The sequence below is a fragment of the Alloyangia pacifica genome, from assembly GCF_020524285.1.
Taxonomy (GTDB): domain Bacteria; phylum Pseudomonadota; class Alphaproteobacteria; order Rhodobacterales; family Rhodobacteraceae; genus Salipiger; species Salipiger pacificus_B.
Map to the genome: position 1 here is coordinate 42,168 of NZ_JAIVKX010000021.1, position 26,063 is coordinate 68,230.

General features: G+C 68.1%; 21 protein-coding genes. 15 read left to right on the forward strand and 6 right to left on the reverse strand.

Going from position 1 to position 26,063, the window contains the following annotated elements:
• Nucleotides 1–59: 59 nt before the first annotated feature.
• The 4 genes from LC039_RS23755 to LC039_RS23770 are packed head-to-tail and all read right to left on the reverse strand — an operon-like array spanning nucleotide 60 to nucleotide 3,657.
• Nucleotides 60–1,010 (reverse strand): TRAP transporter substrate-binding protein, encoded by a 951-nt coding sequence (locus LC039_RS23755; RefSeq protein WP_226628853.1) that lies wholly within the window; start codon nucleotides 1,008–1,010, stop codon nucleotides 60–62.
• 5 nt (nucleotides 1,011–1,015) lie between these two features.
• On the reverse strand, nucleotides 1,016–1,813 hold the full coding sequence (locus LC039_RS23760; protein ID WP_264179661.1) for a creatininase family protein: 798 nt from the start codon (nucleotides 1,811–1,813) through the stop codon (nucleotides 1,016–1,018).
• A 50-nt stretch (nucleotides 1,814–1,863) separates the two neighbouring features.
• Nucleotides 1,864–3,141, reverse strand: coding sequence for a TRAP transporter large permease (locus tag LC039_RS23765; protein ID WP_226628869.1), 1,278 nt, complete (start codon nucleotides 3,139–3,141; stop codon nucleotides 1,864–1,866).
• 9 nt (nucleotides 3,142–3,150) lie between these two features.
• Nucleotides 3,151–3,657: a TRAP transporter small permease gene (locus LC039_RS23770; RefSeq protein WP_226628870.1), complete on the reverse strand. Its 507-nt coding sequence runs from the start codon at nucleotides 3,655–3,657 to the stop codon at nucleotides 3,151–3,153.
• A 95-nt stretch (nucleotides 3,658–3,752) separates the two neighbouring features.
• Here LC039_RS23770 and LC039_RS23775 point away from each other — a divergent pair, with 95 nt between their 5' ends.
• Entirely contained in the window at nucleotides 3,753–4,658 is a 906-nt protein-coding gene (locus tag LC039_RS23775; protein ID WP_226628872.1) for a LysR family transcriptional regulator, read from the forward strand.
• Nucleotides 4,659–4,685: 27 nt separating this feature from the next.
• Here LC039_RS23775 and LC039_RS23780 read toward each other — a convergent pair whose 3' ends face one another.
• Entirely contained in the window at nucleotides 4,686–5,237 is a 552-nt protein-coding gene (locus LC039_RS23780) for an MT-A70 family methyltransferase (protein WP_226628874.1), read from the reverse strand.
• Nucleotides 5,238–6,002: 765 nt separating this feature from the next.
• Between LC039_RS23780 and LC039_RS23785 the strand changes: the two genes are divergently transcribed.
• The 13 genes from LC039_RS23785 (at nucleotide 6,003) to LC039_RS23845 (ending at nucleotide 22,810) form a co-directional block, all read left to right on the forward strand.
• Nucleotides 6,003–6,377, forward strand: a complete 375-nt coding sequence (locus LC039_RS23785) for a helix-turn-helix domain-containing protein (protein ID WP_226628876.1) — start codon at nucleotides 6,003–6,005, stop codon at nucleotides 6,375–6,377.
• Nucleotides 6,378–6,658: 281 nt separating this feature from the next.
• Nucleotides 6,659–7,978: a nucleotide sugar dehydrogenase gene (locus LC039_RS23790; protein ID WP_226628878.1), complete on the forward strand. Its 1,320-nt coding sequence runs from the start codon at nucleotides 6,659–6,661 to the stop codon at nucleotides 7,976–7,978.
• 6 nt (nucleotides 7,979–7,984) lie between these two features.
• A complete protein-coding gene (locus LC039_RS23795) occupies nucleotides 7,985–9,454 on the forward strand; it encodes a glycosyltransferase (protein WP_226628879.1) in 1,470 nt (489 codons plus the stop codon).
• A gap of 129 nt (nucleotides 9,455–9,583) precedes the next feature.
• The gene (locus LC039_RS23800) at nucleotides 9,584–10,696 is read left to right on the forward strand and encodes a hypothetical protein (protein ID WP_226628880.1); all 1,113 of its coding nucleotides are present in this window, start codon (nucleotides 9,584–9,586) and stop codon (nucleotides 10,694–10,696) included.
• Nucleotides 10,697–10,757: 61 nt separating this feature from the next.
• Complete coding sequence (locus LC039_RS23805; RefSeq protein WP_226628882.1) at nucleotides 10,758–12,161, forward strand: mannose-1-phosphate guanylyltransferase; 1,404 nt, start codon at nucleotides 10,758–10,760, stop codon at nucleotides 12,159–12,161.
• The gene (locus LC039_RS23810) at nucleotides 12,151–13,614 is read left to right on the forward strand and encodes a right-handed parallel beta-helix repeat-containing protein (RefSeq protein ID WP_226628884.1); all 1,464 of its coding nucleotides are present in this window, start codon (nucleotides 12,151–12,153) and stop codon (nucleotides 13,612–13,614) included. The genes LC039_RS23805 and LC039_RS23810 overlap by 11 nt, the downstream gene beginning before the upstream one ends.
• A 6-nt stretch (nucleotides 13,615–13,620) precedes the next feature.
• Nucleotides 13,621–15,078, forward strand: coding sequence for an MBOAT family O-acyltransferase (locus LC039_RS23815; RefSeq protein WP_226628885.1), 1,458 nt, complete (start codon nucleotides 13,621–13,623; stop codon nucleotides 15,076–15,078).
• Nucleotides 15,079–15,086: 8 nt separating this feature from the next.
• Entirely contained in the window at nucleotides 15,087–16,184 is a 1,098-nt protein-coding gene (locus tag LC039_RS23820; RefSeq protein WP_226628887.1) for an alginate O-acetyltransferase AlgX-related protein, read from the forward strand.
• Nucleotides 16,181–16,999, forward strand: coding sequence for a hypothetical protein (locus tag LC039_RS23825; protein ID WP_226628888.1), 819 nt, complete (start codon nucleotides 16,181–16,183; stop codon nucleotides 16,997–16,999). The genes LC039_RS23820 and LC039_RS23825 overlap by 4 nt, the downstream gene beginning before the upstream one ends.
• Nucleotides 16,996–18,345: an alginate O-acetyltransferase AlgX-related protein gene (locus LC039_RS23830; RefSeq protein ID WP_226628889.1), complete on the forward strand. Its 1,350-nt coding sequence runs from the start codon at nucleotides 16,996–16,998 to the stop codon at nucleotides 18,343–18,345. The genes LC039_RS23825 and LC039_RS23830 overlap by 4 nt, the downstream gene beginning before the upstream one ends.
• Nucleotides 18,342–18,992, forward strand: coding sequence for an alginate O-acetyltransferase AlgF (locus LC039_RS23835; RefSeq protein WP_226628890.1), 651 nt, complete (start codon nucleotides 18,342–18,344; stop codon nucleotides 18,990–18,992). Before LC039_RS23830 ends, LC039_RS23835 begins: the two co-directional genes overlap by 4 nt.
• Nucleotides 18,993–19,007: 15 nt before the next feature.
• Entirely contained in the window at nucleotides 19,008–21,785 is a 2,778-nt protein-coding gene (locus LC039_RS23840) for a tetratricopeptide repeat protein (protein WP_226628891.1), read from the forward strand.
• Nucleotides 21,786–21,787: 2 nt separating this feature from the next.
• A complete protein-coding gene (locus tag LC039_RS23845; protein ID WP_226628892.1) occupies nucleotides 21,788–22,810 on the forward strand; it encodes an alginate lyase family protein in 1,023 nt (340 codons plus the stop codon).
• 24 nt (nucleotides 22,811–22,834) lie between these two features.
• Here LC039_RS23845 and LC039_RS27010 read toward each other — a convergent pair whose 3' ends face one another.
• Nucleotides 22,835–24,886 (reverse strand): calcium-binding protein, encoded by a 2,052-nt coding sequence (locus tag LC039_RS27010; protein ID WP_319003743.1) that lies wholly within the window; start codon nucleotides 24,884–24,886, stop codon nucleotides 22,835–22,837.
• Nucleotides 24,887–25,447: 561 nt separating this feature from the next.
• On the opposite strand from LC039_RS27010, the gene LC039_RS23860 reads away from it, so the two are divergent.
• Complete coding sequence (locus LC039_RS23860) at nucleotides 25,448–25,774, forward strand: single-stranded DNA-binding protein (protein ID WP_226628893.1); 327 nt, start codon at nucleotides 25,448–25,450, stop codon at nucleotides 25,772–25,774.
• The last annotated feature ends 289 nt before the right edge of the window (nucleotides 25,775–26,063 follow it).

A 26,063-nucleotide genomic window follows, 5' to 3' on the forward strand; every position in this document is an offset into this window, starting at 1 on the left:
CCACCCCTCCCGCGCGGGCCGGAGGGAGGGTCCGTTTTCAGGATTGAAGAGGGAAGGGCTTAGTTCTGGCCGATCTCGGCGATCTGCTTGTAGACCTCCTCGCCCCAGACCTCGGTGCCGAGCTCGTCGCGCACCGATTGGGTCGCCTCGATGAAGGGCGCCTTTTCGGGGTAGGTCACGGTGACGCCGGCAGCTTCCATCTCGGCGAGAATCTTTTCCTGCTCCTGCGGGAGCATCTCTTCGATCACCTTGGTGGATTCCTCGTTGGCGCGGACCATCAGCGCCTTGTCCTCGTCGGACAGGTCCTGCCAGAAGCTTTCCGAGATGGTCACATAGGCGGGCTTCACGATGTAATCGATCATCGCGACGCCCTCCTGCACCTCGTGGAATTTCTGCGCGTAGATCGTCTCGATCGGGTTTTCCTGGCCGTCGACGATTCCGGTCTGCAGCGCGGTGTAGACCTCGGCGAAGGCCATCGGGGTCGGGTTCGCGCCGAGCGCCGAGAGCGACTTGACGTAGTAGTCACGCTCGGGTGCCCGCAGCTTCAGGCCGCTCAGGTCGTCGATGGTGTTGATCACCTTGTTGGCGCTGATCTGACGCGGGCTGCGCGGCATGAAGCCGAGGATGCGGACCATGCGCTCGTCGACGAGGCGCTGGTTCCACTCCTGGCCGAAGTCGGTATCGAGCACCTCGGCATAGTCGCCCATGTCGCTCATCAGGTAGGGCAGGGCGAGATACTCGATCTCCTTCAGGCCCGGATCGCCCGAGGCGAGGATCTGCGTCGAGCCGAGCGCCATCTGCGAATAGACTTCCTTGGGCTTGCCGAGCTGGTCGCCGGGGAAGATCGTCACGGTGTGTTCCGAGTTCGCCTCGACCACTTCCTTGAACTTCTCGGCACCTGCGTAGGGGGCTTCGCCGGGCTGGGCCCAGGTCGCGTAGCGAATCTCGTCGGCCTGTGCGGCGAGCGTGGTGCTCGCCAGCAGGGCGGCGGCAATGGTGAACTTATTCATGTCTTTTACTTCCCTGTTTTCTGCATGGCCGGAACTTTCGGGTCGCTCGCGCGGAAATGGGCGATGAAGTCGCTGCAGAAGGCCACGAGGTGCTCTGCAATCTTCTTGCCCTTGTCCGCGGACGAGCGGGCGGGATCGCCGGCCACGATCCCGTCGGGGCAGCGGTCGTCAACGTTGACCGGCATGCCGATTTCGATGTCCTGGAATTTCACCCCGGCGAGCCCCGCCACCGGCAGATCCGCGAGCGTGCCCGGCGTTTCCGGCAGCTTTGCGCGGTCTGCGTGGGTCAGCTGCGGGAAGTAGTGCATGTAGACCGAGGTCACCGGGTCGCCGCCATGGGAGAAGGCCTTCTTGCCGAAGTCGCCGTGCAGCTCGGTCCAGAGCGCATCGGGGATCGAGCGCCACAGGTTGATGCAGGGCACCAGCAGCCCGTGCTTCTTGCGCGCGTTGCGGATCACCTGGTCGACCAGCGGGTAGTTGCCGCTGTGGCCGTTGAGAATGACGATCCGGGTGAAACCGTGGTCGAGGAAATTGTCGAGAATGTCGGTCAGCGTGGCGCGGAAGGCGTCGGCCGAGAGCGCGATGCCGCCAGGCACGGTGCGGAAGTACTCGGCATAGCCGAAGGGCAGGGTCGGGGCGGCGATGGCGCCCGAGGCCAGCGCCACCCCGGCCGCGACCTCGCGGGTCAGCATGAAGTCCCCCATCGGAACCATCGGCCCCTGGATTTCCTGCGATCCCAGCGGGATCAGGATGACCGGCTTTTCCTCGGCCCTGGACCAGGCGTCGAATTGCTCGAAGGTCATGTTTTCCAGAAGATTTTGGTGGTCAGCAGTCATAGTGGTCTCCGTTCGGCTCAATCGCCGAAGACGAGGTTGGGAAGGAAGAGGCTGATCTGCGGGAAGCAGACCAGGAGGATGATCGCCAGCACCAGCGGTACGTAGAAGGGCAGCATGGCGCGCACCATCTGCAGGTGGCTGATCTTGGCGATGTCCTGGGCGATGAACAGCAGCACGCCGACCGGCGGGGTGGCGCCGCCGATGATCAGCACGAAGACCATCAGCACGCCGAAATGCACCGGGTCGATGCCGAACTGTAGGATCACCGGCACGAGGATCGGGGTCAGCACGATCTCGGCCGAGGAGGCGACCATCAGCAGGCCGACGCCGAGCAGCATGAGCACGATCAGGAAGAGCGCGATCAGCGGGTCTTCGGAGATCGAGGAGATCGAGTTGGCGATCGCCAGAGGCACGCCCTCGCGGACCATGATCCAGGAGAAGGCCGAGGCGACGGCGATGATCGACAGGATGCGTGCGGTGCCGAGCGCGGTGGTGGTCACCGCGACGAGCATGTCGCGCAGGCTGACGTTCTTGTAGATGAAGCCTAGGCAGAGCGCGTAGAGCACGGCGACGGCGGCGGCCTCGGTCGGCGAGAAGATCCCCAGCAGGATGCCAGACACGATGATCACCGGGAACATCAGAGCGGCGAAGCCCTGGGCAAAGGCGGTGCGGACCTCGGGGAAGGAGGCGCGCTCATAGCGCGGCAGCTTGGCGTAGCGCGCGTAGAAATATGTGAAGGCCATCTGCGTGCTGATGATCACCAGCCCCGGCAGGATGCCGGCGAGCAGCAGCCGTCCGACCGAGACGTTGGCCAGCGTGCCGTAGATCACCAGCGAGACCGAGGGCGGCACCATCGGGCCGACCATCGAGGAGGCCACGGTGACCGCCGCCGAGAAGGGGGCCGGGTAGCCCTCGCGCTTCATCGCCGGGATCAGCACCGAGCCGAGCGCGGTGGTGTCGGCGGTGGGCGAGCCGGACATGCCCGAGAAGATCAGTGAGGCGAAGATGTTCACCTGCGCCAGCCCGCCGTGGATGTGGCCGACGCAGACCTTCGCGAGGTTGATGATCCGGTCGGTCAGCTTGCAGGCGTTCATCAGCTCGCCGGCGAGAAAGAAGAACGGGATCGCCAGGATCAGGAAAGAGTCGACCGAGGAGGTCATGCGCTGGGTCAGCAGCGCGAGGTTGATGTCGGAGAAGTAGAAATAGGTCAGCGAGGCGGTGCCGATCGCGAAGACCAGGGGCAGTCCGGTGAACAGCAGCACCAGCAGCAGCAGGATAATCAGGGTCGTCAGCATGGTCTGGCCTTACATCGCGTCGTTTTCGACATGCGCCGGGTCGATCCGGCTCAGCCCGGGGCGGCGGTAGAAGATCCGGGCGAGGATCGCGATCACCATCAGCGCGCAGCCGACCGTGGCGGCGAGGCGGATGTGGCCGATCTTCAGCGGCAGGGCGGACATGTCCTGCATCATCTCGATCTTCACCAGCGTGATGGAGTGCCAGCCGAGCACCGCGAGAAAGAACAGCGAGACCACCGCGTTGAACACCCGCATGGCGGCGCGCAGCCGCGGCGGCGCGGCCTTGAGGAAGACTTCGACGTTAAGGTGGCGGCCATCGTAGCAGACCGCGGAGGCGCCGATGAAGGTGATCCAGACGATCAGCAAGCGCACGAATTCCTCGCTCCAGATCAGCGGGGCATTGAAGGCGTAGCGCATGATGATCTGCAGCAAGGTCGTGGCGACCACGACGATGAGCATGATCGTGACGATCCATCGGACCGGTCGAAAGAGGTCGAGAGGTTCTTGGCGAGTCATATGGGTGTCCTGTTGGTTGATGCAGACCAGCAGCCTTGCGTCTTCAAGTCCAATATATGAATAGTATGTATTGTTCTGTTTTGGGGAATAATTGGATGAAAGGCGTTGAGATCCGCCACTTGCGCTACTTCATGCGTGTCGCACAGGAACTGCACTTTGGCCGCGCTGCCGAGATATTGGGCGTCAGCCAGGCACCGCTGTCGCAGCAGATCCGCCAGCTCGAAGAGCGCATCGGCGTGCGGCTCTTCGACCGGACCACCCGTACGGTGACCCTCACCCCGGCGGGGCGTGCGCTTTTCGAAAAGTCGGGCGAGGCGCTGCTGAGCTTCCAGGACGCCATCGACGAGGCGCGGACGGTGGGCGGGCTGAAGGCCGGGCGGCTGCGGATCGGCGCCATGTCCTCGGCGATCTACTCGGTGCTGCCGAGCGCGCTGCACGCGCTTTCGGACCAGGCCCCGGCGGTGCAGTTCGACATGAGTTTCCACACCACCGAGGAACAGTTGCCGCTGCTAGCGGAGCGCAAGATCGACGTGGCCTTCATCCGCCCGCCGCGCAGCATGAGCGGGCTGCAGACGTTCGAGGTGCACCGCGAGGGATTTGCCGCCGTGCTGCCCAGCAGCTCGCCGTTGGCGGCGCGCAAGGCGCTGCGGGTCGAGGATCTGAGGGACGAGAATTTCATCGGCTTCAGCGACATCCGCGGCATCTCCTACCAGGAAATCGTGTTCCAGCATTGCCGCGCCGCCGGCTTCTCGCCGAACATCGTGCAACGGGTCAGCCATACCAAGGCGGTGGTGGTGCTGGTGGCCGCGGGGCTTGGCGTGGGCGTGGTGCCGCGCTGGGTCGAGCACGAGCCGATGGAGGGTCTGGTGGTGCGCCCGCTCGACGAGTTGCCCGAGGCGATCTCGCTGGTCGCGGCCTGGCGGGCGGACGGGTTCAACCCTTTCGTCGAGCTCTTCGTGCAGTGCCTGAAGGACGTCGTGCGGTCGAAGGCGGCGAAATAGCCGGGTGCGGGTCGCGCGCCCGGCCGGTCAGCGCGCCGGGTCTTGCCCGTCCCAGGAGGTCCAGCCGTCACGGGCGTCCGGCGCGAAGAGCTCGAGGAACGGCCCCCAGCTGCAGCGCTCGATGATCTGGTACTGCTGCTCGGGCTTCTGCGCTGCCTCCGGGGTGGCCTCGTCGCCGGGCTGGATGAAGTTCACCGTGCTGCGTGCGGGGGCGAGCGTCCGGACGTTCTTGCCGCGGATACCGAACAGCAGGATCTCGGTCATGTCGACGAAGCTGTCGGTCTCGGTTTCGGGACCGGTGCTGAGCGACTTCTGCCAGATGATGTTGCTGGTGTACTTGAAGCCCCAGGACTTCAGCACCTTCATGCCCTCCGGCAGCAGGCTGTTGGGCACCCAGAGGTAGCAGTGCGACCGGTCGTCCATGTGGTCGGCCACCGGCAGCGCGCAGATCTCCTCGAGCGAGAGGTTTGCCCCGTCTCCCTTGCCGCGGGCGCCGAAGGGGTCCGCCAGCACGCATCCGAAAGTCTGGCCGTCGAGAAAGGCGTTCAGCCGGGTCGCTGTGCTCGCTGAGTTGTCCATCATCTGTATCCTTGCTTCGCGTCCCGGATATCCGAGGAATGGGCGCAAAAGTCGACCCTTCTTCCGCAGGATCCTCGCGTCCGGCGCCGCGGGTTGCGGCGGGGCACCTTTTGGCTGCGACCATCGGGGATCTGCGCGGCAAGGGGCGGCGCCAGGCCTGCAGCTTCGGCGTGCCGCGGTTTCCGGGATGAGTGTCGGGGCACCATAGGAACGCGCCCCTGGCGCAGTGGAGGTTTGTGTTGACAGACCCGGCCCGATGTTGCTGCAATCCAGGAGTGTTTTAGCGATATTTCAATTCACCCAAAAAATGCGAGCTGTCGTTCTCGGTCATTGAGACTTTGCGACGTTCCAATTGTTTCTTTCGGCAGGCGCGTGATATAAATGCGCAGCTTTTCCCATTCAACCCAGGGGTCGGTCTATGAGATTTAGCATATGTTCGAGAACCTATATTCAAAAAGTCATGCGAGCGGCGAAAATCAGGAGACAGCATACGTTTGTGGAGAAAAACTGGTCGGACTGTTCGATAGAAGCGCAGCCATGTGCTCGGCCCTTGCGACGCAATTGAACGAGGAAGGGGATTTCGACTGCCGGGGGTTCATTCTGGGGAATGTCGATATTCTCGAAATGGCGCTGAGTTACAGGCCAAGTGTCCTAATTGTCGATCCGTTGGAATTTGGCTCGCCAGATATATCAAGATGGTCCAGCGTTGTGGATCAAATTAGAAGCGTCAGTCCGGAGACAAAGCTCCTCGGATATACACTCAGGGTGGATGGTGACACGCTGCGTGTCGCGATCGAGGCGCAGTTGCACGGCTGCGTTGGACGGAATGCGAACCTGCAGCAGCTGAAGGTCGCGATCGCGGCGATCCTGTCTGGTGGCGTGTACTTCGATCCCGGGTTCGTGCCGCTGCTGTCGCGGATCCTCGGCAAGCGCAGCGCCGGTGCCGATGGGCTGAGCGAGCGGGAGCGGCAGGTCGTGGCACGGGTTGCGAAGGGCCAGAACGCCAAGGAGATCGGCAGCGCGCTGTCGATCAGCGCCAAGACGGTCGAGACCTACAAGGCGCGGGCGCAGACCAAGCTCGGGCTGCGCAGCCGCGCCGAGCTCGTGGACTACGCGCTGTCGCAGGGTCTGTGGACCTGAGCCCCGCCGGGTGCCGTCTTCGGTGCCTGCGCGGCGCCCGCCCCGCGGCGAAACATGCCGCCGACGCCGGCACTGCATCCTGAGAACTCGCAATTTCGCAGCCGCGCCGTCGCCCTCCGGCGCGGGCGTGCTCGTCTGGCGTTCTCGGATGGCGCGGCCGACCGTCCGGCGGAGATGACGGGAGTTTGCCTACAGCTGTAGGGATTTTTCCGACTATATCGCGCCTTCGCCCTTCTGCAGGCTGCAAGAAATCGGCTTCCAACGCAGTCCATGAGGTAGAGATGGCCAGGATCAGTGTGTTCGGGATTGGCTACGTCGGTGTTGTCGCGGCGGCCTGTCTTGCCAAGGCGGGGCACCGGGTCACGGCGGTCGATGTCGACCAGGGCAAGATCGACGCGGTCAATGCCGGGACGTCCCCGATCGTGGAGAAGGGCCTTGGCGCGCTGGTGGCCGAAACCGTGGGCGCGGGCCTACTGTCGGCGACCGCGTCGGTCGCCGAAGCGATTTCCGGCAGCGATGCGTCTTTCGTCTGCGTCGGCACGCCCTCGGGCCCGGACGGGGCGGTCGGGCTGACCCATGTCGCGGAGGTCTGCAAGGCGATCGGCGGCGCCCTGGCGGCGAAGGATAGCTTCCACTCGGTTGTCCTGCGCTCGACCATCGTGCCCGGAACCTGCGAGGGCACATGTATTCCGCTGCTCGAGCAAAACTCCGGCAAGACGGCGGGCGAGGCATTCGGCGTCGGCTACTACCCCGAGTTTCTGCGCGAAGGCACGGCCATTGAGGATTATCACGATCCCGGTCTGGTTGTATTCGGGTCTCTGGACCCGGTCACCGAAACGCTGCTTCGCGAGATCAATTCCGACATGGATTGCGCCGTCCACGCGGTGGATTTGCGCACCGCGGAGATGGTGAAATACACCTCCAATTCATGGCGGGCGGTGAAGGTTTCCTTTGCAAACGAGATTGGAAATATTTCCAAGTCCTGCGGTCTTGACGGCCAGACGGTGATGGAAATTCTCTGCTCGGACCACAAGGTCGCGATTTCTCCCTACTTCATGCGGCCGGGATTTGCCTTTGGCGGGTCTTGCTTGCCCAAGGATATCCGGGCCCTGCGCCATCTCGCGGCGCGAAAGGGCGTGACCACGCCGTTGCTTGGCGCGGTGGAGGCCGCGAACGCCGAGCAGATCGACCGCGCCGAGACGCTGGTCGCCGAGGCCAGGGCGCGCCGGGTCGGCCTGATCGGGGTCAGTTTCAAGGCAGGTACCGATGATTTGCGCGAAAGTCCGCTTGCTGAACTCGCCTCTAGATTGATCCGTTCGGGCATCTCGGTCGAGATCTACGACCCCTTCGTCTTCGAGGCTTTCGCCGCCGGGCATGCCACTGCCGGGCGCGGCAATGCCGCGGTGCCCGATCTCGAGACCCGCCTCGTCGGCAATCTCGACACGTTGCTCGAGCGGTCCGACGCCATCGTGGTCGGGAACCTCTACACGGATGCGCTGCCGTCGCTTGCGAGGGCCGCGGCGCGGACGCCGATGATCGATCTGACACGGCTCGACCGCAGCCTCGTCTCGGGCGGCGGCTATGCCGGCATCTGCTGGTAGGGCGCGATGCTGGGACACCTTGCCTACCTGTCGGTCATCGTGATCCTCGGCAGTGCCGTGACCAGCGACATGCTGGGCCGGGCCGGGGCCCCGGCGCTTGTCGTGGGCGTGCTCGGCATGTGGCGCTACTCCTGGGCCGCGCTGAATTTCCTGCGCGCGATCTGGTTCCGCCGCATCGTGCATCCCCGCCGCAAGGCACGGGCGCAGGCGCGCTTTGCGCGGCAGCGGCAGCCGGTGCATGCCTTCTTCCTCGTCACCTCCTACGGCATCGATCCCGAGGTCACGATCCAGGTCTACCGCTCGATCTTCCGGGCCGCCGCGCGGGCGCGCGACGGGGCGACGGTCGTCGCCTCCGTGGTCGAGGGGGCCGATGCGCGGCTGATCCGGCAGCTCTTCGACCAGGTGATCGGCCCCGAGGACGAAAGCGGAGCGGATGGCGTGCGGCTGATCGTCGACCGTATCCGCGGCACCGGCAAGCGCGATGCGCTGGCGCGGTCGCTGCGGATCATCTCGCGGCAATGCCCCTCGTCGCATGACATCGTGATCTTCGTGGACGGCGATTCCTGCGTGCCCGAGACGCTGGTCGCCGAGGCGGCGCCGGTGTTCACCGATCGCGGGGTCGGGGCGCTGACCACCGACGAGGCGGTCGACATTGCGCAGCCTGGCCTGTTCCGCGACTGGTTCCGCCTGCGCTTCGACCAGCGACAGGTGATGATGTGCTCGATGGGCCTGTCGAAACGGGTTCTGACCCTGACCGGGCGCATGTCGGTGTTCCGCGCCGACCTGGCCACCGATCCGGGCTTCATCGAGATGGTGCAATCCGACTTCATCGACCATTGGCGGCTGGGGCGGGTCAACTTCCTCACCGGCGACGACAAGTCGACCTGGTTCTGGCTGCTGCGCCAGGGCTACGAGATGGTCTACCTGCCGGACCTGCGTTCGACCTCCGCCGAGAGCCAGCCGCGGCCGGGGTTCATCGCATCGGCGACGGTGCTGATGGTGCGCTGGTTCGGCAACATGCTGCGGACCAACGGCCGGGCGCTGAAGCTGCCGCCGTCGCGGATCGGCGCGTTCACCTGGTGGTCGATCCTCGATCAGCGGGTGTCGATCTGGACCACGCTGTCGGGGCCGATCCTCGCGCTGACCGCCGCGCTTGTCTTCGAGATGGCGGTGCTTCCGGCCTATCTCGCCTGGGTCATGCTGACCCGCTACATCTTTTGCTGGGCGATCGCGGGCTTCCGCGGCCGTCTCGGATTTCCCATCAGCTATGCTTTTCTTCTCTACTTCAACCAGCTCTTCGGCGCGCTGGTGAAGAGCTACGTCTTCTTCCGCCTCGATCGGCAGAAATGGACCCGCCAGTCCTCGGCCCGCGCCGGCGGGACGGGCGGGCTCGCGGCGGCGGGATCGCTGCACGTCCATGCGCTGACCATGGGCTGGCTCCTGGTGGGGCTGTTCTGGTTCGCAGGGCTGTTCTGAGAGCGGACCCGCGGGCCGACGGGCCTGGCGCGGAGCGATGCGCCGACCCGAGCCGAACGAGCTGCGCCGCGAGCGGCGCGGAAAGCGAACCACGGAAGGCCCAACCCAACGACGAACAAGGACCGACCCATGGCCACGAGCGAACAGACACACTCCCTTCCGACCGGGTTCGCCCATGACGGCGAGCACCCGCTGGTGCAGATGCCGTTCACGGTGCTGATCGGCACGCGGCAGCTGAAGGGCGAGAGCCTGTCGCTGACCCGGGCCCATGCCAGCGGCCTGATGCCGCGCACCCCCGAGGAGCGCGCCACGCCGGTGAGCCTGCGGTTCGATCTCGAGGGCTTCTCGGTCAGCCTCTACCTGGAGGCCCGGATCTCCACGGCGGACCCTTCGGAGGACGGGCGGGTGGTGCTGCATTTCACCGACCCGACCGGCGCGCATCTGCCGCCGCTGCGGTACCTGCTCAACAGCTATATCGCGGGCGACGTGGTCTCGGTCGGCGGGCTTCTGGGCTATACCGGCCCGGTCTCGGTCAAGGCGCAGCCCGCCGCCGCGGCGCGCCCGGTGCTTCACCGGCTCGGCGGGATCGCGCGCCGTGGGCTGGTGCTGGGGCTGACCGCAGCGCTGGTCGTGGTCGCGGCGGGCATCGTGCATGAGCGGCTGGTCTATGCCTACGAGCCGCGGCCGGTGATCCTGACCGAGGGCGGCCAGACCATGCGCGCCACGGCGGCGGGACAGCTGTCCTACGTCGACCCCGGGGCGCGGGCGGGCGACGTGGTCTATGCGATCCTCGCCAATTCCGGCGACCTTCTGAGCGTGAAGATGCCCTGCGACTGCCGCATCGCGCCGCTCGACGCCTTTGCCAGCGGTGCGACGGTGCTGCCGGGCACGCCGCTGCTGGAACTCTTGCAATCGCAGGGCACGCTCTCCGCGGTCACCGAGATCACCTTCGAGGGCAGTGCCCGCGCGCTTGCCGGCGATGCGGCGCAGCTTGTGCTCGACGAGGGCAGGGTGGTGCCGGTCACGCTGGAGCTGTTGCCCGCGGCGGCGACCGGGGCGGCGCTGCAGCCGGTCCGGCTCACCCTGCCGCAGGCGCTCGATCTGCAGAGCGGCAGCTCCGCCCGCCTGCGCTTCGAGCGCCAACTGCTGCCCGCGCCGGTTGCGGCCGGGCTGGCGGCGCTCGGGCATGGCCTGTCGCGGCTTCGCGGGACACCGGCGGAGGAGAGCGGCGATGCGACCTGAGCCACCGACGCCAGCCACTCGCCCGCTTCGCGCCGGGCGCACGACAGGAAGGGAGTAAGACATGTCAGGAATCGTTCCCGTCATACTCTGCGGAGGCATCGGCGCGCGGCTCTGGCCCATGTCCCGCAGCCAGAGCCCCAAGCAGTTCCACCCCGTCGCCAGCGCGGACTCGCTGACCTTCTTCCAGAGCACGGTGCAGCGGCACCGGACCGGCGGCTACGCCGACCCGATGGTGGTGACCGCGGCGGCGCATGTGCAGACCGTCCAGCGCCAGCTTACCGGGCTGCAATGCGAGGGACAGCTCATCGTCGAGCCCTTCGCGCGCAACACCGGCCCGGCGGTCCTGGCGGCGGCGCTGGCGATCGCCGCGGAGGATCCCGACAGGCTGATGCTCGTGCTGCCCTCCGACCATGTGATCTCGGGCGATTTCGACCGCATCGTCTCGGGCGCGCGCAGGGCGGCGGAGGACGGGCGGATCGTGCTCTTCGGCATCACACCGGCCTACCCGGAAACCGGCTACGGCTACATCGTCGATGGCGGCACCTTCCGGCATGACGCGGCGCTCCGGCGCGTCGCCTCGTTTATCGAGAAGCCGCCGCGCGAGCAGGCCGAGGCGCTCATCGCCTCGGGCAGCGCCTATTGGGCGTCGGGCATCTCGCTGTTCGCGGCGCGCACGATCATCGACGAGTTCCGCAGGATCGACCCCAAGACCTTCGCGGCGGTCAGCCTCGCCTTCGAAACCGGCGAGCGCCGGGCCGGCGAGGTGCATCTCGCCGGGGAGGCCTTCCGCCATGCCCGCGCCGAGCCGACCGAGCGCATCGTCTTCGAGCACTCGCCGCATGTGGTCCTGGCGCCGGCCGACATCCGATGGAGCGACGTCGGCTCCTGGACCTCGGTGCACGGGGTGGGGCAGCCGGACGACAAGGGCAACGTATTTCATGGCGACGTGATCGCCACCGACACCGAGAACGCGCTGGTGCGCGCCGGGGACCGGCTGGTGGCCCTGGTCGGCGTGCCCGAGGTGATCGTGATCGACACGCCCGACGCGCTGCTGGTCACCCGCCGGGGCCGCTGCCAGGACGTGCAGAAGGTCGTCGAGATGCTGCGCCGGAGCCAGCGACTCGAGGCCAGCCGCCACAGGCGGCGCGAGCACGCCTGGGGCCGCAGCATGATCCTGATGCGCTCGGGCGGGCTGGACATGGTGATGCTGTCGATCAACTCGGGCACCACGATCACGCTCGACCCCGAGGCGGGACGGCGACTGATCGTCACGCGCGGCACGATCGAGATGTTCGACGGTCCCTGGCGGCGCTGCGTGGGCCCGGGCGAGCAGGTCGCGCTGGACAGCCTGCAGCCCTGCCGCCTGGTCAATGTCGGCGCGCAGGAGGCGGAGGCCCTGCTGATGACCCTGCGCCCGACGCTGGTGCCGGCGCAGCAACACGGCAGGTCGCAGCATGTTTCCTGAGTGCTCCTCCGCGCTCGCGCGCCTGCTGGCCTTGTGCCTGCTGCTGGCAGCGGCCGCGCGTGCCGAGGTGCCTGGGGGCGTGGAGTCGCAGCTCGAGGCGCGCTACGTGGCGTTGCAGGGCGAACTGCGGGATCTGCAGCGCCCGCGCGACCTGCTGGACCGCGTCGATCTGGACCCTGCCCCGCCGACACCTGCGCCAAGGGCCACGGTCGAGCTGTTCGACCTGCGGCTGGCGCTGGCGCAGATGGCGCTGGTGGTCGGCACCAACGACCAGCTGACCGTGCTGCGGGCACAGCCGGGGGGGCGGCTCCTGGCGGTTTCGCTGCGCGACGGCAGCATCGACGCGGCGGAGCTGCTTGCGGAGGCCCGGCGGCTCGATCCGGCGGCGGTGGCAGGAGGGGCGATGGCCTACCCGGTGCTGGTGCAGCAGGGCGCGACGCTGCGCATCGACGGCGGCGCCATGCTCGCGCTCGACCGCGCCGAGGGCGCTTTCGTGGTGAACCTCGGGCGGCTCGAGCTGGCGGCGGGCGGCATCGTCGCAAGTGGCGGGGCCAACACCGCCGCGCCGGACTTCGCGCCCTTCGTGGTGACCGCGGGAACCGGGGTGCTGCAGGCCGAGGCGGCGCTGTTCTCGGGGCTGGGTTTCGGGCGGACGCCGAGTTTTTCGGGCCTCGCGGTGATCGTCAGCGGCCTCTACCGCCCGAGCGAGCCCTCGGTGCTGCGCGCCTCGCTCCTGCGCGACCTCAACGCCGTTCGCTTCGTCGGGACGCAGGGCAGCACCCTCGCGGACAATCTCTTCACCGGTGCCCGCAGCACCGCGCTCGAGCTGCGCGGCACCTCGGGCGCCCGGCTCCTGGGCAATCGCTTCGTCGATGGCGCCGGTGACGCGATCCGGCTCAGCGACGGCGCGCGCGGCACATGGATCGACGGCACCGAGATCTTCCGGCCCGCGCTCAATGGCATCCGCCTGCGCGGCGCAGGCCACGGCACGGAGGTGCGCGACACGCTGGTCTGGCAGGCGGGCAAGAGCGCGCTGTCCGTCAGCCGCTCGGACTGCACCACGGTCCAGGGGCTCCGCGCCGTCGGCTCGGGGCAGAAGGGGCTGGCGCTGCGGCAGGCGCGCGCCTCGCGCATCGCGGGCAGCGCGATCTCCGGATCCGGCAGTGCGGGGCTCTACGTCTCGCAGCAGCCAGAGGGCACGGTGCTGGAGCTCGAAGGCAACCGGTTTGCCGCCAACCGGGTCGGGATCGACACCGCCGCCCCGGCACGGCTGCGGCTGAGCGCGAATGATTTTTCGGACCAGTTCCCGCGCTTTCTGGACGGAGACGTGCAGGACGGCAGCGCCGCGCTGATCGCCGATCTGTCGGGGCGGCAGCCGCTGGTTCTGTCGGCGGGCGGCACAGACGCCCGTTTCCTGCCGCCGCCCGATTGCTCGGCGCCGGACGAGGGGTGAGCGGCCATGGTGTTTTCGTCCGAGACCTTCCTGTTCCTCTTTCTGCCGCTCTTTCTCGCGGCCTATTTCGCCGTGCCCTGGCGCTGCAAGTCTTGGGTGATCCTCGCCGGCTCCTACCTCTTCTACGCCTGGTGGCGGGTGGATTTCCTCGGGCTGCTCTTTGCCACCACGGTCTTTGCCTATCTCGTCGGGCAGCGGATCGCGCGGCATCGCGGCACCGCGCGCGGGCGGCTCTGGCTCGCGATAGGGGTGAGCGGCTGCCTCGGCGTGCTGGGGGTGTTCAAGTATCTCAACTTCTTCGTCGACAGCCTCGCCGCGCTGCTTGGCACCGACGCCGCGGACCTGGGGGTGCATTGGCGCCTGATCCTGCCGATCGGCATTTCCTTCTATATCTTCCAGGCGCTCAGCTACCTGATCGACGTGTGGCGGGGCGATGCGCGGGCGGAGGCGAAATTCGTCGATTTCGCCGCCTTCATCGCGCTTTTTCCGCAGCTCATCGCCGGGCCGATCCTGCGCTACAAGGATCTCGAGGACCAGTTCCGCAGCCGGACCCATTCGCTCGACCTCTTTTCCGAGGGCATGGCGCGCTTCCTGATCGGGCTGGGCAAGAAGGTGCTGCTGGCGGATGCGGTGGCGCCGCTCGCCGACCTTGCCTTCGAGGGCAGCGGCGAGGTCGGCCTGCTGCTCGCCTGGGCCGGGGCGGCGGCCTACATGCTGCAGCTCTATTTCGACTTCTCGGGCTATTCCGACATGGCGATCGGGCTCGGCAAGATGATGGGGTTCCACTTCCCCGAGAACTTCCGCTTCCCCTATATCAGCCGTTCGATCACCGAGTTCTGGCGGCGCTGGCACATCTCGCTGTCGACCTGGTTGCGCGACTATCTCTACATCTCCCTGGGCGGAAATCGCCGGGGCCGGGCGCGGACCTATGCCAACCTGATGACGGTGATGGTCCTCGGCGGGCTCTGGCATGGCGCGAACTGGACCTTCGTGCTCTGGGGCCTCTGGCATGGCGGCCTGCTGGCGCTGGAACGCGCCACTGGTCACGACCGCCGCGCGCCCGGTGTTTTCTGGGCGCTGCCGGTCACGCTGCTGCTGGTGCTGCTCGGCTGGGTGATGTTCCGGGCGGGCAGCGTGGGTCAGGGGCTCGAGGTCTACGCCGCGATGCTGGGGGCCAACGGCCTCTGGGGCGATGCGGCGCTTTGGCACGCGCTGACCCGCGAGAGCCTTGTCCTCACCGCCATCGCCGGGCTTGTCGCCTGGGCCGAGCCGCGGCTTGCCGCGCGCCGCGACGGGCAGGCCCCCATGCGCGGCCGGCCCGCGCCGCCGGGCCGGGGCACGCGGATCCTCGACGGGGTCGCGGCGCAGGCCCTGACCGCGACCCTGCTGCTCGGCCTCGGCGTGCTCACCGTGCTGAAGCTGTCCGAGCAGAGCTTCTCGCCCTTCCTCTACTTCCAGTTCTGAGGCCCGCCATGACACATCATCTCGCGCTGAAACTGGTCCTGCCCACGGCCTTCTTCGGCTATGCGGCGGCGGCCAACATGGCGCTGGTGCTGGGGCCGACCGCGGCCCTGCCGAGATTCGCCGGGATGGGGCAGCAGGCCGTCACGCAGGAAATCGACACGCTCTACCGCGAGAACCTGCCGCACCGGGACCTGGCGATCCGGCTCATCGGCGCGGCGCGCTACGCATTGCTGAACGAGGGCCGGCCCGGGGTCGCGGTCGGGACCGGCGGGGTGCTCTTCACCGACGAGGAAATGCGCCAGCCGACGCAGGCCCCCTATGCGGCCGCGCTGGCCGAGATCACCCGCACCGCCGAGACGCTGCGCACCGGCGGCGCGGAGCTGATCGTCGCGCCGCTCCCGGCCAAGCTCGACCTGATGGCGGCGCAGAGCCCCGACCGGGCGCTCTCGGAAGAGCTTCGCGACGTCTACGACCGGCTGCGCGCCGATCTGGCCGGCCGCGGCATCGCGGTGATCGACACCCGCGCTGCGCTGGCGGCTCTGCAGCAGCCCTTCCTCGCGACCGACACCCATTGGACTCCCGAGGGCGCGCGGGCGGTCGCGGCGCTCATCGCCGCGCGACCGGGGCTCGGCGGCTCCGACGAGTTCGAGGCGGCGCCGGGCAGCGAGGTCCGCTTCGCCGGCGACCTGGTGTCCTACATCACCTCCGAGGAGTTTGCGCCGCTGGTCGGTCTCACCGCGGAACGGGTGATCCGCTACGAGGCGCGCCCCGTGGGCTCGGGGCAGGCGGCGGTGCTCGATCTCTTCGGCGATGCGGGGGCGGGCGAGAGCCTCGATCTTGTCGGCACCTCCTATTCCGCAAATCCCAACTGGAGCTTTGCCGAGGCGCTGAAGCTCGAACTCCACCGCGACGTGATCAACCACGCGGCCGAGGGGCAGGGGCCCTTCGTGCCCATGCGCGACTACCTGCAGGCGCGCGCGCCGGAAGAGGGGGCGGCCACGGTGCTCTGGGAAATCCCGGTGCGCTACCTGATCGACCCCGACCTGCCCGGGGCGCTGGTCGCGGCGGGCGACGGCGCTCACGTGCCGGAGGAGGGCGGGAGATGAGAACACCTCGCCGTACCCCGGGCCTGCTTGCCCGTCTCGCCGGGCTCGTGCTGCTGCCAGTGGCCGCGGCGCAGGCGCAGGAGGGCAATCTGAACACCGGCGTGGCGGTCTACCGCGGCGCGGCGGCACAGCATGTGGACGTGACCGTGGTGCACGGTATCACCCGCTCGGACCAGCTTCCGCCGCGCCTCCTGGCGGTGCGCAAGCGGCTGTCGCGCGGGGCCCGCGTGCGTTTTGACCAGCTCCGCGACCTGGCGGATCATCGCGACGGCAATGCGGCCTTCCAGCTCGCCAACCGGCTCGATCTGCAGGCGCGCCCGGATCTCGCCGCGGACATTGCCCACTACTACGGCATCGCCGCGGTGACCGGCAGCGGCGGCGCCATCTTCGGCTTCGTCGAGGCGCTGGACCGGGTCGATCCCGAGCGGACCTCTGCGGGCCGGCTCGAGGTGCTGAAGAACGCGCTGCTCGCCTATGCCACCGCCGGCAGTTCCGCCGCGACCGAGGCGCTGATCCGTCATCACGTCAGCGGCACGCCCTTTGGCCCGATGCAGGCCGAGCTCGAGGCGCTGGCCGCGCGCGAGGGCGCGCAGGGCGCCGAGGCCGCCGCCCTGCAGCTGGCCAGCGAGATCCTGCAGGACGGCGCCGCGGCTCCGGAGGATCTGCGCCGTGCCCGCGGCTATCTCGAGGCCGCCGGGCGGGGCCACAGCCTGCGGCATCAGTTGATCGTGCAGAACCTGCAGCCGGTGGTCGATCTGCGCCTCGCCGAGGCGGTCGCCCTGGCAGCGCTGACGCGCCGGGAGGGACCACGATGAGCCCGCGAAGCCTGGCGATACGCGGTGCGGCGCTGCTGCTTGCGGCCCTCGCGACCGCCGCGCCTGCCGCCGAAAGCGCCTATGGCTGCTCGGGGCTCGAGCGCAACCGCGACCTGCCCAGCCTCGAGGGGCGGGATGGGGTGTTCTTCCGCATCAACGCCGATCTGCGCATGTATCACCCCTTCTCGGCGGGCGTGGTCGACGGGCTGGCCGAGCTTTCGCGGGCGCTGGAGCGGCGGGGGACCACGCTGATCTTCGTGCCGATCCCGACGAAGAGCGTGTCGATGCCGGACCACCTGCCCGACGAGGCGGCGCTCTACGGCTTCGATCTCGACGTGGCCACCGAGGTGCACCTGGACATCCAACGCCGGCTCGCGGCGGCGGGCGTGGTCACGGCGGACATCCGGGCGGCACTGCTCGACGCGGAGCCGGGCCGGCTGCCCTTCTTCGGCGCGGATTTCCACTGGTCCGCCTATGGTGCCGATCTCGGCGCTCGGGCGATCGCCGAGGTGATCCGCGTGCAGCCTGCCTACGCGGCCCTGGCCAAGACCGACCATGTCACCGTCGAAACCGGGCAGGAGACCTCCTTCTCCGGCATGCGGCGGATCCTGCAGGGGCTCTGCACCGAAACCCTTCCCGAGCCGGAAACCGAGACCTACGAGACACGCGTGGCGCAGCTCGACCTCGTGCCCGAGGAAGACCTGAGCGGCGGGCTCGATCTCTTCGGCGACGCGCAGGAAAGCGTCGATATCGCGCTGGTCGGCACCTCCTTCTCGGATTCGCCGATCAACAATTTCCCGGGGTTCATCGCACAGCACAGCGCGCTCGAAGTGATCAACTACGCGATCACCGGCGGCAACCAGTTCGGCGCGATCACCTCCTACCTCACCTCCGAGGATTTCCAGGAGGCGCCGCCGGTGTTCCTGGTCTGGGAGAACCCGATCTACAACAATCTCGCGCAATACGGAGACCAGCCCATGCGCGAGCTGATCGCGGCAGCCCGTGGACCGTGCACGGCGCGGATCGTTGCGGACGTTTCGGAGGATCGCAGGTTGCTGCGCGCCGATCTCGGCGGGCTGGGACTCGGGGCAGAAGACACGCTGTTCCTCGACACCGGCGGCTCGACGGCGCTGGAGCTGGAGTTCCGGTTCCTTTCGGCGACCGGATCAGAGCGCACCCGGGTCCTGCACCGCAGCGAGCGCATGCGCCGCACGGGCCGGTTCTACATGCCGCTCTCCGGGCTTTGGCCCGAGGGCGCCGAGAGGCTTGAAATCGCGCTGTCCGCGCCGCTCGGCAGCGATCCCGCACTCTATACTTGCACGCCCCCTTCGGAGGACAAATCATGACCACGCGACGCCTGTTTCTTGCCGGGGGCACCGCCTCGGCGCTCTTCGCGCCTTTCGTCACCTTCGGCCCCGGCGCCGCGCGGGCGGGGGACGAGGGGCTCTACCGCGACGTCTTCGACCCGGAGTCGAGCTTCATCCGCATCCTCGCACCGGGCGAGAGCTTCGCGGCGGTGGACGGCACGACGGTCCGGGATTTCACCTCGGGGCTCTCGGGCTACGTGAACGTCATGCCGGGCGCGATCAACGTGTCGTTCTCGGCCAGCTCGATCGAGTTCGAGGTCGCGCCCAGCTCCCACTACACGGTGGTGGTCCCCGAACAGGGCGCGCCGCTGGTCACGCAGGACACGCTCGAGATGAGCCCGGCGAAATGCGACGTCACCGTCTTCAACCTGACGCCGCAGCCGGCGCTGAGCCTCTACGTGCCGCTGGCCAAGGCGGTGGCGATCGACGGGCTCGAACCGGCGCAATCCCGCTCGGTTGCGCTGAAGGCACCGCTGACGCTCGACTTCGAGCTGCGCGACGGCACCGAGGCGCTTGCCACGGTCTCGGCGGTCGAACTCAAGCGCAAGACCGGGGTGACCATCGTGCTCACCGAACTGGACGGCGCCTATTCCGCCGCCGCCGTACCCAACATCTACATCCGCTGAGCGAGGGACCGAGCGATGCCCCGGACGAAGACCGCCACCATCTGGATCCGATGCCTTGCGCTGGTGCTCGGCATGGCGCCGGCGGTGGTCGGCGGGCCATCCTGGGGCAGGACGCTCGACCTGGAATTCCGCCCGCCGGATCTCGACATCGACCCGATCTGCGTCGCCCGCCCGCCGGACGAGGAGACCACGGCCTTCTGGGCCGCATGGGATGCCGAAGCGCTGCCGGACTGGGAAACCGCGATGGTGCGCCGAGATCTCTCGCGGCTGATGCATCTCGACCCGGCGCGCTGGTTTGACACGGCGATGGCGATGATCGAGCGGCTCGAGGAGCGGGACCCGCGCTTTCTCGGGCAGAACGCGCTGCTGGCGCGGATCGCGGTGATGGAGGCGGCGGGCCGGTTCGAGGCGCTGATGCGGAGCCGCATGGTGCCGCAGCTTGCGGATTACGGCGACACGCTCTCGGCCGGAAGCCGCACCGCACTGGCGCGCTTCTACCGCGATGGCATCGGCGTGCCGCGGGACGTGGACGAGGCGGATGCGCTGCTGATCTCGGCGGGTTTCGCGGGCAATGCCGACGCGCTGCTGACGCTGTCGTCGATGGCGCTTGCAGGAGAGGCCCCCGCGGCCTGGGACGTGCCGCTCGAACTGGCGGTGACCATGGCCTTCGGGGCGCTGGTCGGCGAGCTCAATACCACGATCTGCGACCGCACTGCCCGCATCGCGCGCGAGTATCACTCGGGCGAGATCGTCACCAAGTCGCCGCAGCTCGCGCATGACTGGTTCCGCTTCACCGCCGATCTCGGCGATGCCCACGCCGCCTGGAAGGTGGTCGAGTACCATCTGGAGGCGGAGGGCTTTCGGAAGTCGAACGACCTGCTGCTGAAATACCTGACGCAAGCCGCCGACGCGGGGCTGCCCTACGCCGAAATCGAACTGGGCCGACAGTACGAAAGCGGCGCCCTGCTGCCGCGCGATCTCGACCGCGCGCTCGAGCTCTACGAGCGCGCCGCCGCCGATGGGGCGCGGGCAGGGCTGACGCGGGTGGCGCTGTTTCTGGAGCTGCACGCGGCGGAGTTTCCCGACAAGCGGCCGCGGCGGCTGGAGGCATTGCGTGCGCTGGTCAGCCTCGCGGATGCGCCCGGCTGGGCCTTCACCCGGCTTGCCGCGGCGGTGATCGAGGACAAGGGCCGATGGGCGGGCGCTGCCGAGGCGCGTGCCCTGCTCGAAGAGGCCGTGGCGCGCGAGGATCTCGACGGCACGGTGAGCCTTGCCGAGCTGCTTCTGGCGCAGCCGGGCGACCCCAGCGACTTCGACCGGGCCGTGGACCTGCTGTCGCGGGCGGTCTCGGTCAGCGGCGGGGTGACGCCGCTCAAGGTGCTGTCCTCGGCCTTTGCCTGCCGGGCACAGGATGCGCCGCGACTGCAGGAGGCCGCTTACTGGGCAGGGTTGGAACGCGAGACGGACACCGCGAACCTGGACCTGCCCGGCGAGAGGTTGGTCTCGCTCTCGCCGCGCCGCGAGCCGCTGGTCTATGCGGTGCTGCAGTCCCACGCGCTCTACGGCCGCCCGTCTGCGCTGGCCGGCTGGCTGCGGCTTCTGCAACGAGATCCCGCGGCAAGCGACGAGATGCGCAGCTTTTGGCTGGAACACTCCAAGCGCTACGGCCTGGTGAGCGACGCGCTGATGAAGACGCAGGCCGAGCTGGGCGGTCGGCGCGACGAGAGGTTGCAAGAGGCGCGGCGCCTGCGCGCGCGCTACGCGAAATCGGGCCCCTCGACGGCGCTGAAGCTCGCCGAGATGCTGCTCGACAGCCCGCCCGGCGACACGCCCCTGCGGCGCATGGAGGAGCAGGCCGAGGCGCTGGCACTGCTCGAGGCGCCGGCCGCGGAGGGCATGGGGCGGGCGATGCAGCTCATGGCCGACCATGCCCGCTCCGCGGTGGAGCGCCGGGACATCTTCGAGCGCTACCGCGAGGTGATCGCCGCCGACGGAGACTTCGAGGCGCTTCTCTTCGCGGTGCCCTTCCTTGCGCCGGGGGAGCAGCGGGCACGCTACCTGGCACGGGCCAAGGGGATCATGACCTGCGACTACAAGAGCGCGATCTCGATGGCCAACGTGTCCATCCTGATCGGCGAGCGCACCATCGCCGAGCACTGGATCGAGGTCTCGAGGCATCTGCTTGACGACAACGCCTGGGCGATGACCGACCTTGCCAAGACCGTGCTGGCGCTTGGCAGGCCGGGGGCGCGGCCGGAGGCGGTCGAGCTGCTGACCCGGGCGCGGGCGATGGGGGATGAGACCGCCAGCCGGACCCTCTTCGATCTGGCGATCGCCAGCGGCACCGACAGCTACGATCCGCAGCAGGCCGCGGCGATGCTCACCGAGGCCTCGGCACAGGCCGAGTACGCACTTCTGACCAGCTTCCTGTCGCGGCTGCGGCGCGCGGACGAGCGGGTCCGCGTGCCCATCGCGCAATTGCTCGATATGGCCGACCTCTATCGCCGCGCCGCCGAAAGTGGCGATCTGATCTCGATGCGCAGCTACGGGCTCTTCCTGCAGGACACCGCCGCCTCACCGGCGCAGCTGTCCGAGGCGAGCGATTGGCTGCGCCGCGCCGCCGAGGGCGGCGACACGGCGGCGATGTCCGAATACGGCGAGGCGCTGGCCTTCGGGATCGGCGTCACACCCGATCCGGAGCGGGCGATCCACTGGCTCGAACGCGCCGCGGCGCAGGGCAACCAGCGCGCCGCGGGGATCACCCGCCTCGTGCGGATGAGCGGGGGAGGCTGAGGATGCGGCACCTGTCGACACTGCCGCTTTCCGCCGCGCTGCTGCTCGCTGCCGGTGCCGCGCTGGCGGAGGAATGTCCGCCTGCGCCGGAGCCGGTGGTGACGCTCGACTACGGCAGCCGCTACGCGGCAGATGACCCCTCGCGCTCGTCCATCGACCAGGAGAGCAACGCAGCGGTGAGCCGGGCTCTGCGGCCGATCGACGCCTTTATCCGCGAGCTCGTGGCGCAGTCCAACGCGGTGCTGGCCGAGGCGAACGCGGGTCCGGAACAAGCCGATTGCGTGCTGTCCCGGATCGCCGCCTGGGCCGGGGCCGACGCGCTTTCCGATCTCGGCAGTTTCACCGCGCGGCTGTCGGTCGGCGCCCGGCTCTCGGGGATCGCCGAGAGCTATCGGCAGGTGCGGCCCCGGGCCACAGACCTCGGTGCCGCCGCGGAGATCGAGGACTGGCTGACCCGGCGCAGCGCCGAGCAGATCGACTTCTGGGAGAAGGAGGCCACCTCGGGCGCGCGTGTCGGCAACCTGCGGGCCTGGGCGGCGCTGGCGGTGCTGCTGACCGGCGAGATCACCGGTAACGACATGCAGGTCGGCTGGGCCTCGGCCTCGGCCCTGCGGATCCTCTGCACGGCGCGTCCCGACGGAAGCCTGCCGCAGGAAACCAAGCGCGGCGGCTACGGGCTGCACTACCAGTTCCATGCCATCGCGCCGCTTGTCACCATCGCCGCGCATCTGGACCGGCTGGGCCAGCCGATCACCCGCGGCTGCGACGGGGCGCTCGAACGCGTGGTCGGCTATGCGCTGTCGGACTATGCGGCGGAGGGGGCGCTCACCGAAGCCTATTCGGGCAAGCGCCAGTCCTATTTCGACGGCACCGAAACCCTGCAGCCGCACGAGCTGGCCTGGGTCGCGGCCTACCGCCAGCTCTTTCCGCAGACCGGCCTCGCCAGCCCGCTGGGCGCAGAGGCGCCGCTGAACAACTCCAAGCTCGGCGGAGACCAGCGGCTGCTCTGGACGGATGGCAGCTGAGGCCCGGTTTTCGGCAATGTGGTGTCAGGCAAAGAGACTGCCTTCGGTCATGCCGAGCAGGGTGATGCTTTCGTCGAGCCACGCCAGGTGCAGCGCCTCCTGTCCCTCCACGTCTTCCTCCCGGACCTCCAGCAGGCCGTCGCTTCCGCCGCCGGCAAGATAGATGCCGAGCGCCGCGTTCGCCTCGAGGCCGGCGCCGTTGAACAGCAGGCTGTCGCCCTCGCTCCGCGAGAAGTCGGTCACCAGCGTCGCGCCGCTCTCGGCGAGGAACAGGTCGGCCCCGGCGCCCCCGGTGAGCGTGTCGTCGCCGGTGCCGCCAGCGAGCGTGTCGTCTCCGGCCAGGCCGAACAGCGCGTCATTGCCCGCACCGCCGAGAAGCAGGTCGTCGCCGCCGCGCCCCAGCAGCCGGTCGTCGCCGGCGCGGCCCTCGATCCAGTCATCGCCAGAGCCGCCCATGACGTGGTTCGCCAGCGCGTTGCCGATCAGCTGCAGGTCCGCGATGCCGTCGTAGGTCACCGCCTCGAGGGCGTCGCCCAGCACACCCGATCCCGTCACATGCACCCGCTGCCAGCCGCTGCCGCCCTCGTAGACCGTGGCGGGCAGGCTGGATGTCTCTCGGTAGAGACGGCTGTCCGCATCGCGGTTCTCCAGCTCGGACACGGCAACCTCGACACCATCGAAGACCGCGATCTCGACATTGCTGAGCCGGGTCGTGAAGCCGTCGCCCGAGAGCGTGACCGTATCGTCCTGCCAGTGCACGCCGAGCCCGTCGAGCGGCTGCGCGAAGACGATCGTATCGGTGCCCGCGCCGCCGTCGATCCAGTCCGCGCCCTGCGAGGCGATCACCGTGTCATGGCCGGTGCCGAGCCGGACCTCGTCGTTCCCCGCGCCGCCGATCACCATGTCCGCCGATCCCAGCGTCGAGATCGTGGCGCCATCCGCCGCCGCGGTGACCAGATCGGCGCGCACCGTGCCGACCACCTCGGAGAAGGTCACGCTGTTCAGGTCGGGATCGGTCGGCGCGCCGTAGCTGGTGCCGGGATTGAAAAACAGCGTTGCGCCGAGGAAGTCCTGCTCCTCGCCTTCGCGCACCGAGCTTTGCACGTGCACGACATTGTCCCGGTCGAGCCCGCCGTGGAAATTGATGTCGCGGTTGGTCTCGGAAACCTCGATGAGATTCCCGATCGCCGTGTTGTAGGAGCCGAAGACCACCGCGTGCCGGCTGTCGAGCAGGGTGAGCTCGGTGAAACTGCTGTGGTAGACGTTGCGCAGCCAGAGCGCGTAGCCGTTGCCGCCCCCGCCCTTGTTGTGCGCGCCGGTCACCTCGAGCTCCGAGACGGTCAGCCCGATGCTGTCATCGACGGTCAGCCCGTTGGAGGCGGGCGCGCGGATCTCGATATCCGCCAGCGTGCTGTTCTTGCTGCCGGCGACGAGGATCGCCGTGGCGCGCGTGGCATCGGGCAGCGTGTTGCTGAACTCGGAGGCGTCCGCTTCCGTGCCGACCTGCGTGAGGCTGAAGCCGCCCAGGGTGACGTTCTCGACCAGCCCGCGTTTCTCGACGGAGGTGGTCTGCGGGTCGTAGTCGAAGGCGAGTGGCGCCGAGAGGGTGACCCGGTCGCCCTCGACGGCGACCACCTCTGCCATCATCGTGCGCAGGGGCGTGTCCTTGCGCCAGAGCGTGTCGCCGATCTCGTCGAAGAATGCGTCGGTGTTTTCCTGCTCGAGGCAGATCACGTCGCCGGCCTGCAAGCCATGATCGGAGGCGAGCACGATCTCGGTGTCGCCCTCGGTCGCGGCCCGGGTTAGCGCCGTCTTGGCCTCGGCGATCTCCTGGTAGAGCGCGTGTCCGAGCTGGAACACCGGTTGCCCGCGCATCTCCTCGGTCACGGTGATCTCGGTCTCGCCGACCCCCGCGCCGAGGAGCGTCAGATCGCTGCGCGCGATCACGATGGTTCTGTCGAAGACATAGCTGCCCGCTTCAAGCAAGAGTGTCGCGCCTTGCGGTGCCGTGTCGATGATGTGCTGAAGTTCTTCCGCGGTGGTTGCCGTGGCGACCACGATCTGCGTGCCTGTCATTCTGCCGTCCGAAGTCCTGCGGGGCGGCGCAAGCGGCCCCTATTTTTATGGTTGCTTCGGATGTGCCGGGAAAACGTGGCGGGGCAGGGGCAGCGGTGTGACGATAGGTCGAAATCCGGGGCCGGAGGGGAGGCGCTCTTTTGAGCGTCGCCTGAGGTGCGTTTTGCATTGCATAAGACGGTAGGGACGTCGGTCGAGTTCCTCTATCACCTTTTTCGGAAGACTTCGGCTGGAGTTTTCTAGCCGAGGCACTTGCGGGCCGCGCAATGGCCCTTGCCCCCTGGCCTGTCTAGCAGCCGTGACCGGTGATCATCTGCCCTCGTCCATAAGTTTCCCGCCTGCGGAGAGCCGAGCTTGCAAGGTGCGGCCCTGTCTCCGCCAGCGTGTTTCGGACACTCAACATGACTCGGTCCGCTCTTCGCGACCGGTCGGCGCTAAAGCGCCGTCTTTCAAACAAAAAGCCGGCTTCCACTTTGCGGACCCTCCGGCTTTTGGTTTGATCGCATCGCGGCCCGATCTGCTCGTTTTTCACCGAAACACTCAAACTGACGGAGACACAAAATGCGTACCTTTGCAGAATTTCAGATCATCGGCCGGGTCGGGAAAATCAAGGAAGTTGGCCCCACGCTGCGGGTGAGCATCGCCGCTGAATACGGCCGGAAAGATGATCACGGCGACTTCCAGCCACGCCCATTCTGGAACGAGGTCACCATCTTCAAGAACAGCGTCATCGGCTGGGCGAAAGAGAATATTGCCCCGGGCGACGTGGTCCACACCCGCGGTACAGTGCGCCAAAGCGAATACTCCAAGGACGGCCAGACCGTCTATGACGTCACCTTTGCCGCCAACGACTTCGACCTGCTGCGGAAGAAGGCTAGCGAGGGCTGAATCAAACGGGCAGGGCGGCCCACGGCCGCCCTTTCCGTGTCGTGAGCCCCACAGATCGGTGGCGAGAAAGCTCGATTGAGCCTCGCCGCCTTCGTGACAAGACCCGCATTCGGCAAGCTGCACAGCTCGCGGCGCAGATTCATCCCCAGTTGCAGGGGGCAGCCCTGTGGATAAGAGCCCGCCTGGGCCTTCCTGCATTGGCGCTGGCCTAGCCTGCCCAAAAATCAGGCGTTGATCTTGGGCGACGCTCTGCGGGCTCGATGGCCCCGTTGCCCAAAGTCCCCCCTGA

Excerpts from the sequence above, each read along its gene's own strand:
- LC039_RS23755 (WP_226628853.1), bottom strand. The coding sequence starts at position 1,010 with ATGAATAAGTTCACCATTGCCGCCGCCCTGCTGGCGAGCACCACGCTC.
- LC039_RS23760 (WP_264179661.1), bottom strand. The coding sequence starts at position 1,813 with ATGACCTTCGAGCAATTCGACGCCTGGTCCAGGGCCGAGGAAAAGCCG.
- LC039_RS23765 (WP_226628869.1), bottom strand. The coding sequence starts at position 3,141 with ATGCTGACGACCCTGATTATCCTGCTGCTGCTGGTGCTGCTGTTCACC.
- LC039_RS23770 (WP_226628870.1), bottom strand. The coding sequence starts at position 3,657 with ATGACTCGCCAAGAACCTCTCGACCTCTTTCGACCGGTCCGATGGATC.
- LC039_RS23775 (WP_226628872.1), top strand. The coding sequence starts at position 3,753 with ATGAAAGGCGTTGAGATCCGCCACTTGCGCTACTTCATGCGTGTCGCA.
- LC039_RS23780 (WP_226628874.1), bottom strand. The coding sequence starts at position 5,237 with ATGGACAACTCAGCGAGCACAGCGACCCGGCTGAACGCCTTTCTCGAC.
- LC039_RS23790 (WP_226628878.1), top strand. The coding sequence starts at position 6,659 with ATGGCCAGGATCAGTGTGTTCGGGATTGGCTACGTCGGTGTTGTCGCG.
- LC039_RS23795 (WP_226628879.1), top strand. The coding sequence starts at position 7,985 with ATGCTGGGACACCTTGCCTACCTGTCGGTCATCGTGATCCTCGGCAGT.
- LC039_RS23800 (WP_226628880.1), top strand. The coding sequence starts at position 9,584 with ATGGCCACGAGCGAACAGACACACTCCCTTCCGACCGGGTTCGCCCAT.
- LC039_RS23805 (WP_226628882.1), top strand. The coding sequence starts at position 10,758 with ATGTCAGGAATCGTTCCCGTCATACTCTGCGGAGGCATCGGCGCGCGG.
- LC039_RS23810 (WP_226628884.1), top strand. The coding sequence starts at position 12,151 with ATGTTTCCTGAGTGCTCCTCCGCGCTCGCGCGCCTGCTGGCCTTGTGC.
- LC039_RS23815 (WP_226628885.1), top strand. The coding sequence starts at position 13,621 with ATGGTGTTTTCGTCCGAGACCTTCCTGTTCCTCTTTCTGCCGCTCTTT.
- LC039_RS23820 (WP_226628887.1), top strand. The coding sequence starts at position 15,087 with ATGACACATCATCTCGCGCTGAAACTGGTCCTGCCCACGGCCTTCTTC.
- LC039_RS23825 (WP_226628888.1), top strand. The coding sequence starts at position 16,181 with ATGAGAACACCTCGCCGTACCCCGGGCCTGCTTGCCCGTCTCGCCGGG.
- LC039_RS23830 (WP_226628889.1), top strand. The coding sequence starts at position 16,996 with ATGAGCCCGCGAAGCCTGGCGATACGCGGTGCGGCGCTGCTGCTTGCG.
- LC039_RS23835 (WP_226628890.1), top strand. The coding sequence starts at position 18,342 with ATGACCACGCGACGCCTGTTTCTTGCCGGGGGCACCGCCTCGGCGCTC.
- LC039_RS23840 (WP_226628891.1), top strand. The coding sequence starts at position 19,008 with ATGCCCCGGACGAAGACCGCCACCATCTGGATCCGATGCCTTGCGCTG.
- LC039_RS23845 (WP_226628892.1), top strand. The coding sequence starts at position 21,788 with ATGCGGCACCTGTCGACACTGCCGCTTTCCGCCGCGCTGCTGCTCGCT.
- LC039_RS27010 (WP_319003743.1), bottom strand. The coding sequence starts at position 24,886 with ATGACAGGCACGCAGATCGTGGTCGCCACGGCAACCACCGCGGAAGAA.
- LC039_RS23860 (WP_226628893.1), top strand. The coding sequence starts at position 25,448 with ATGCGTACCTTTGCAGAATTTCAGATCATCGGCCGGGTCGGGAAAATC.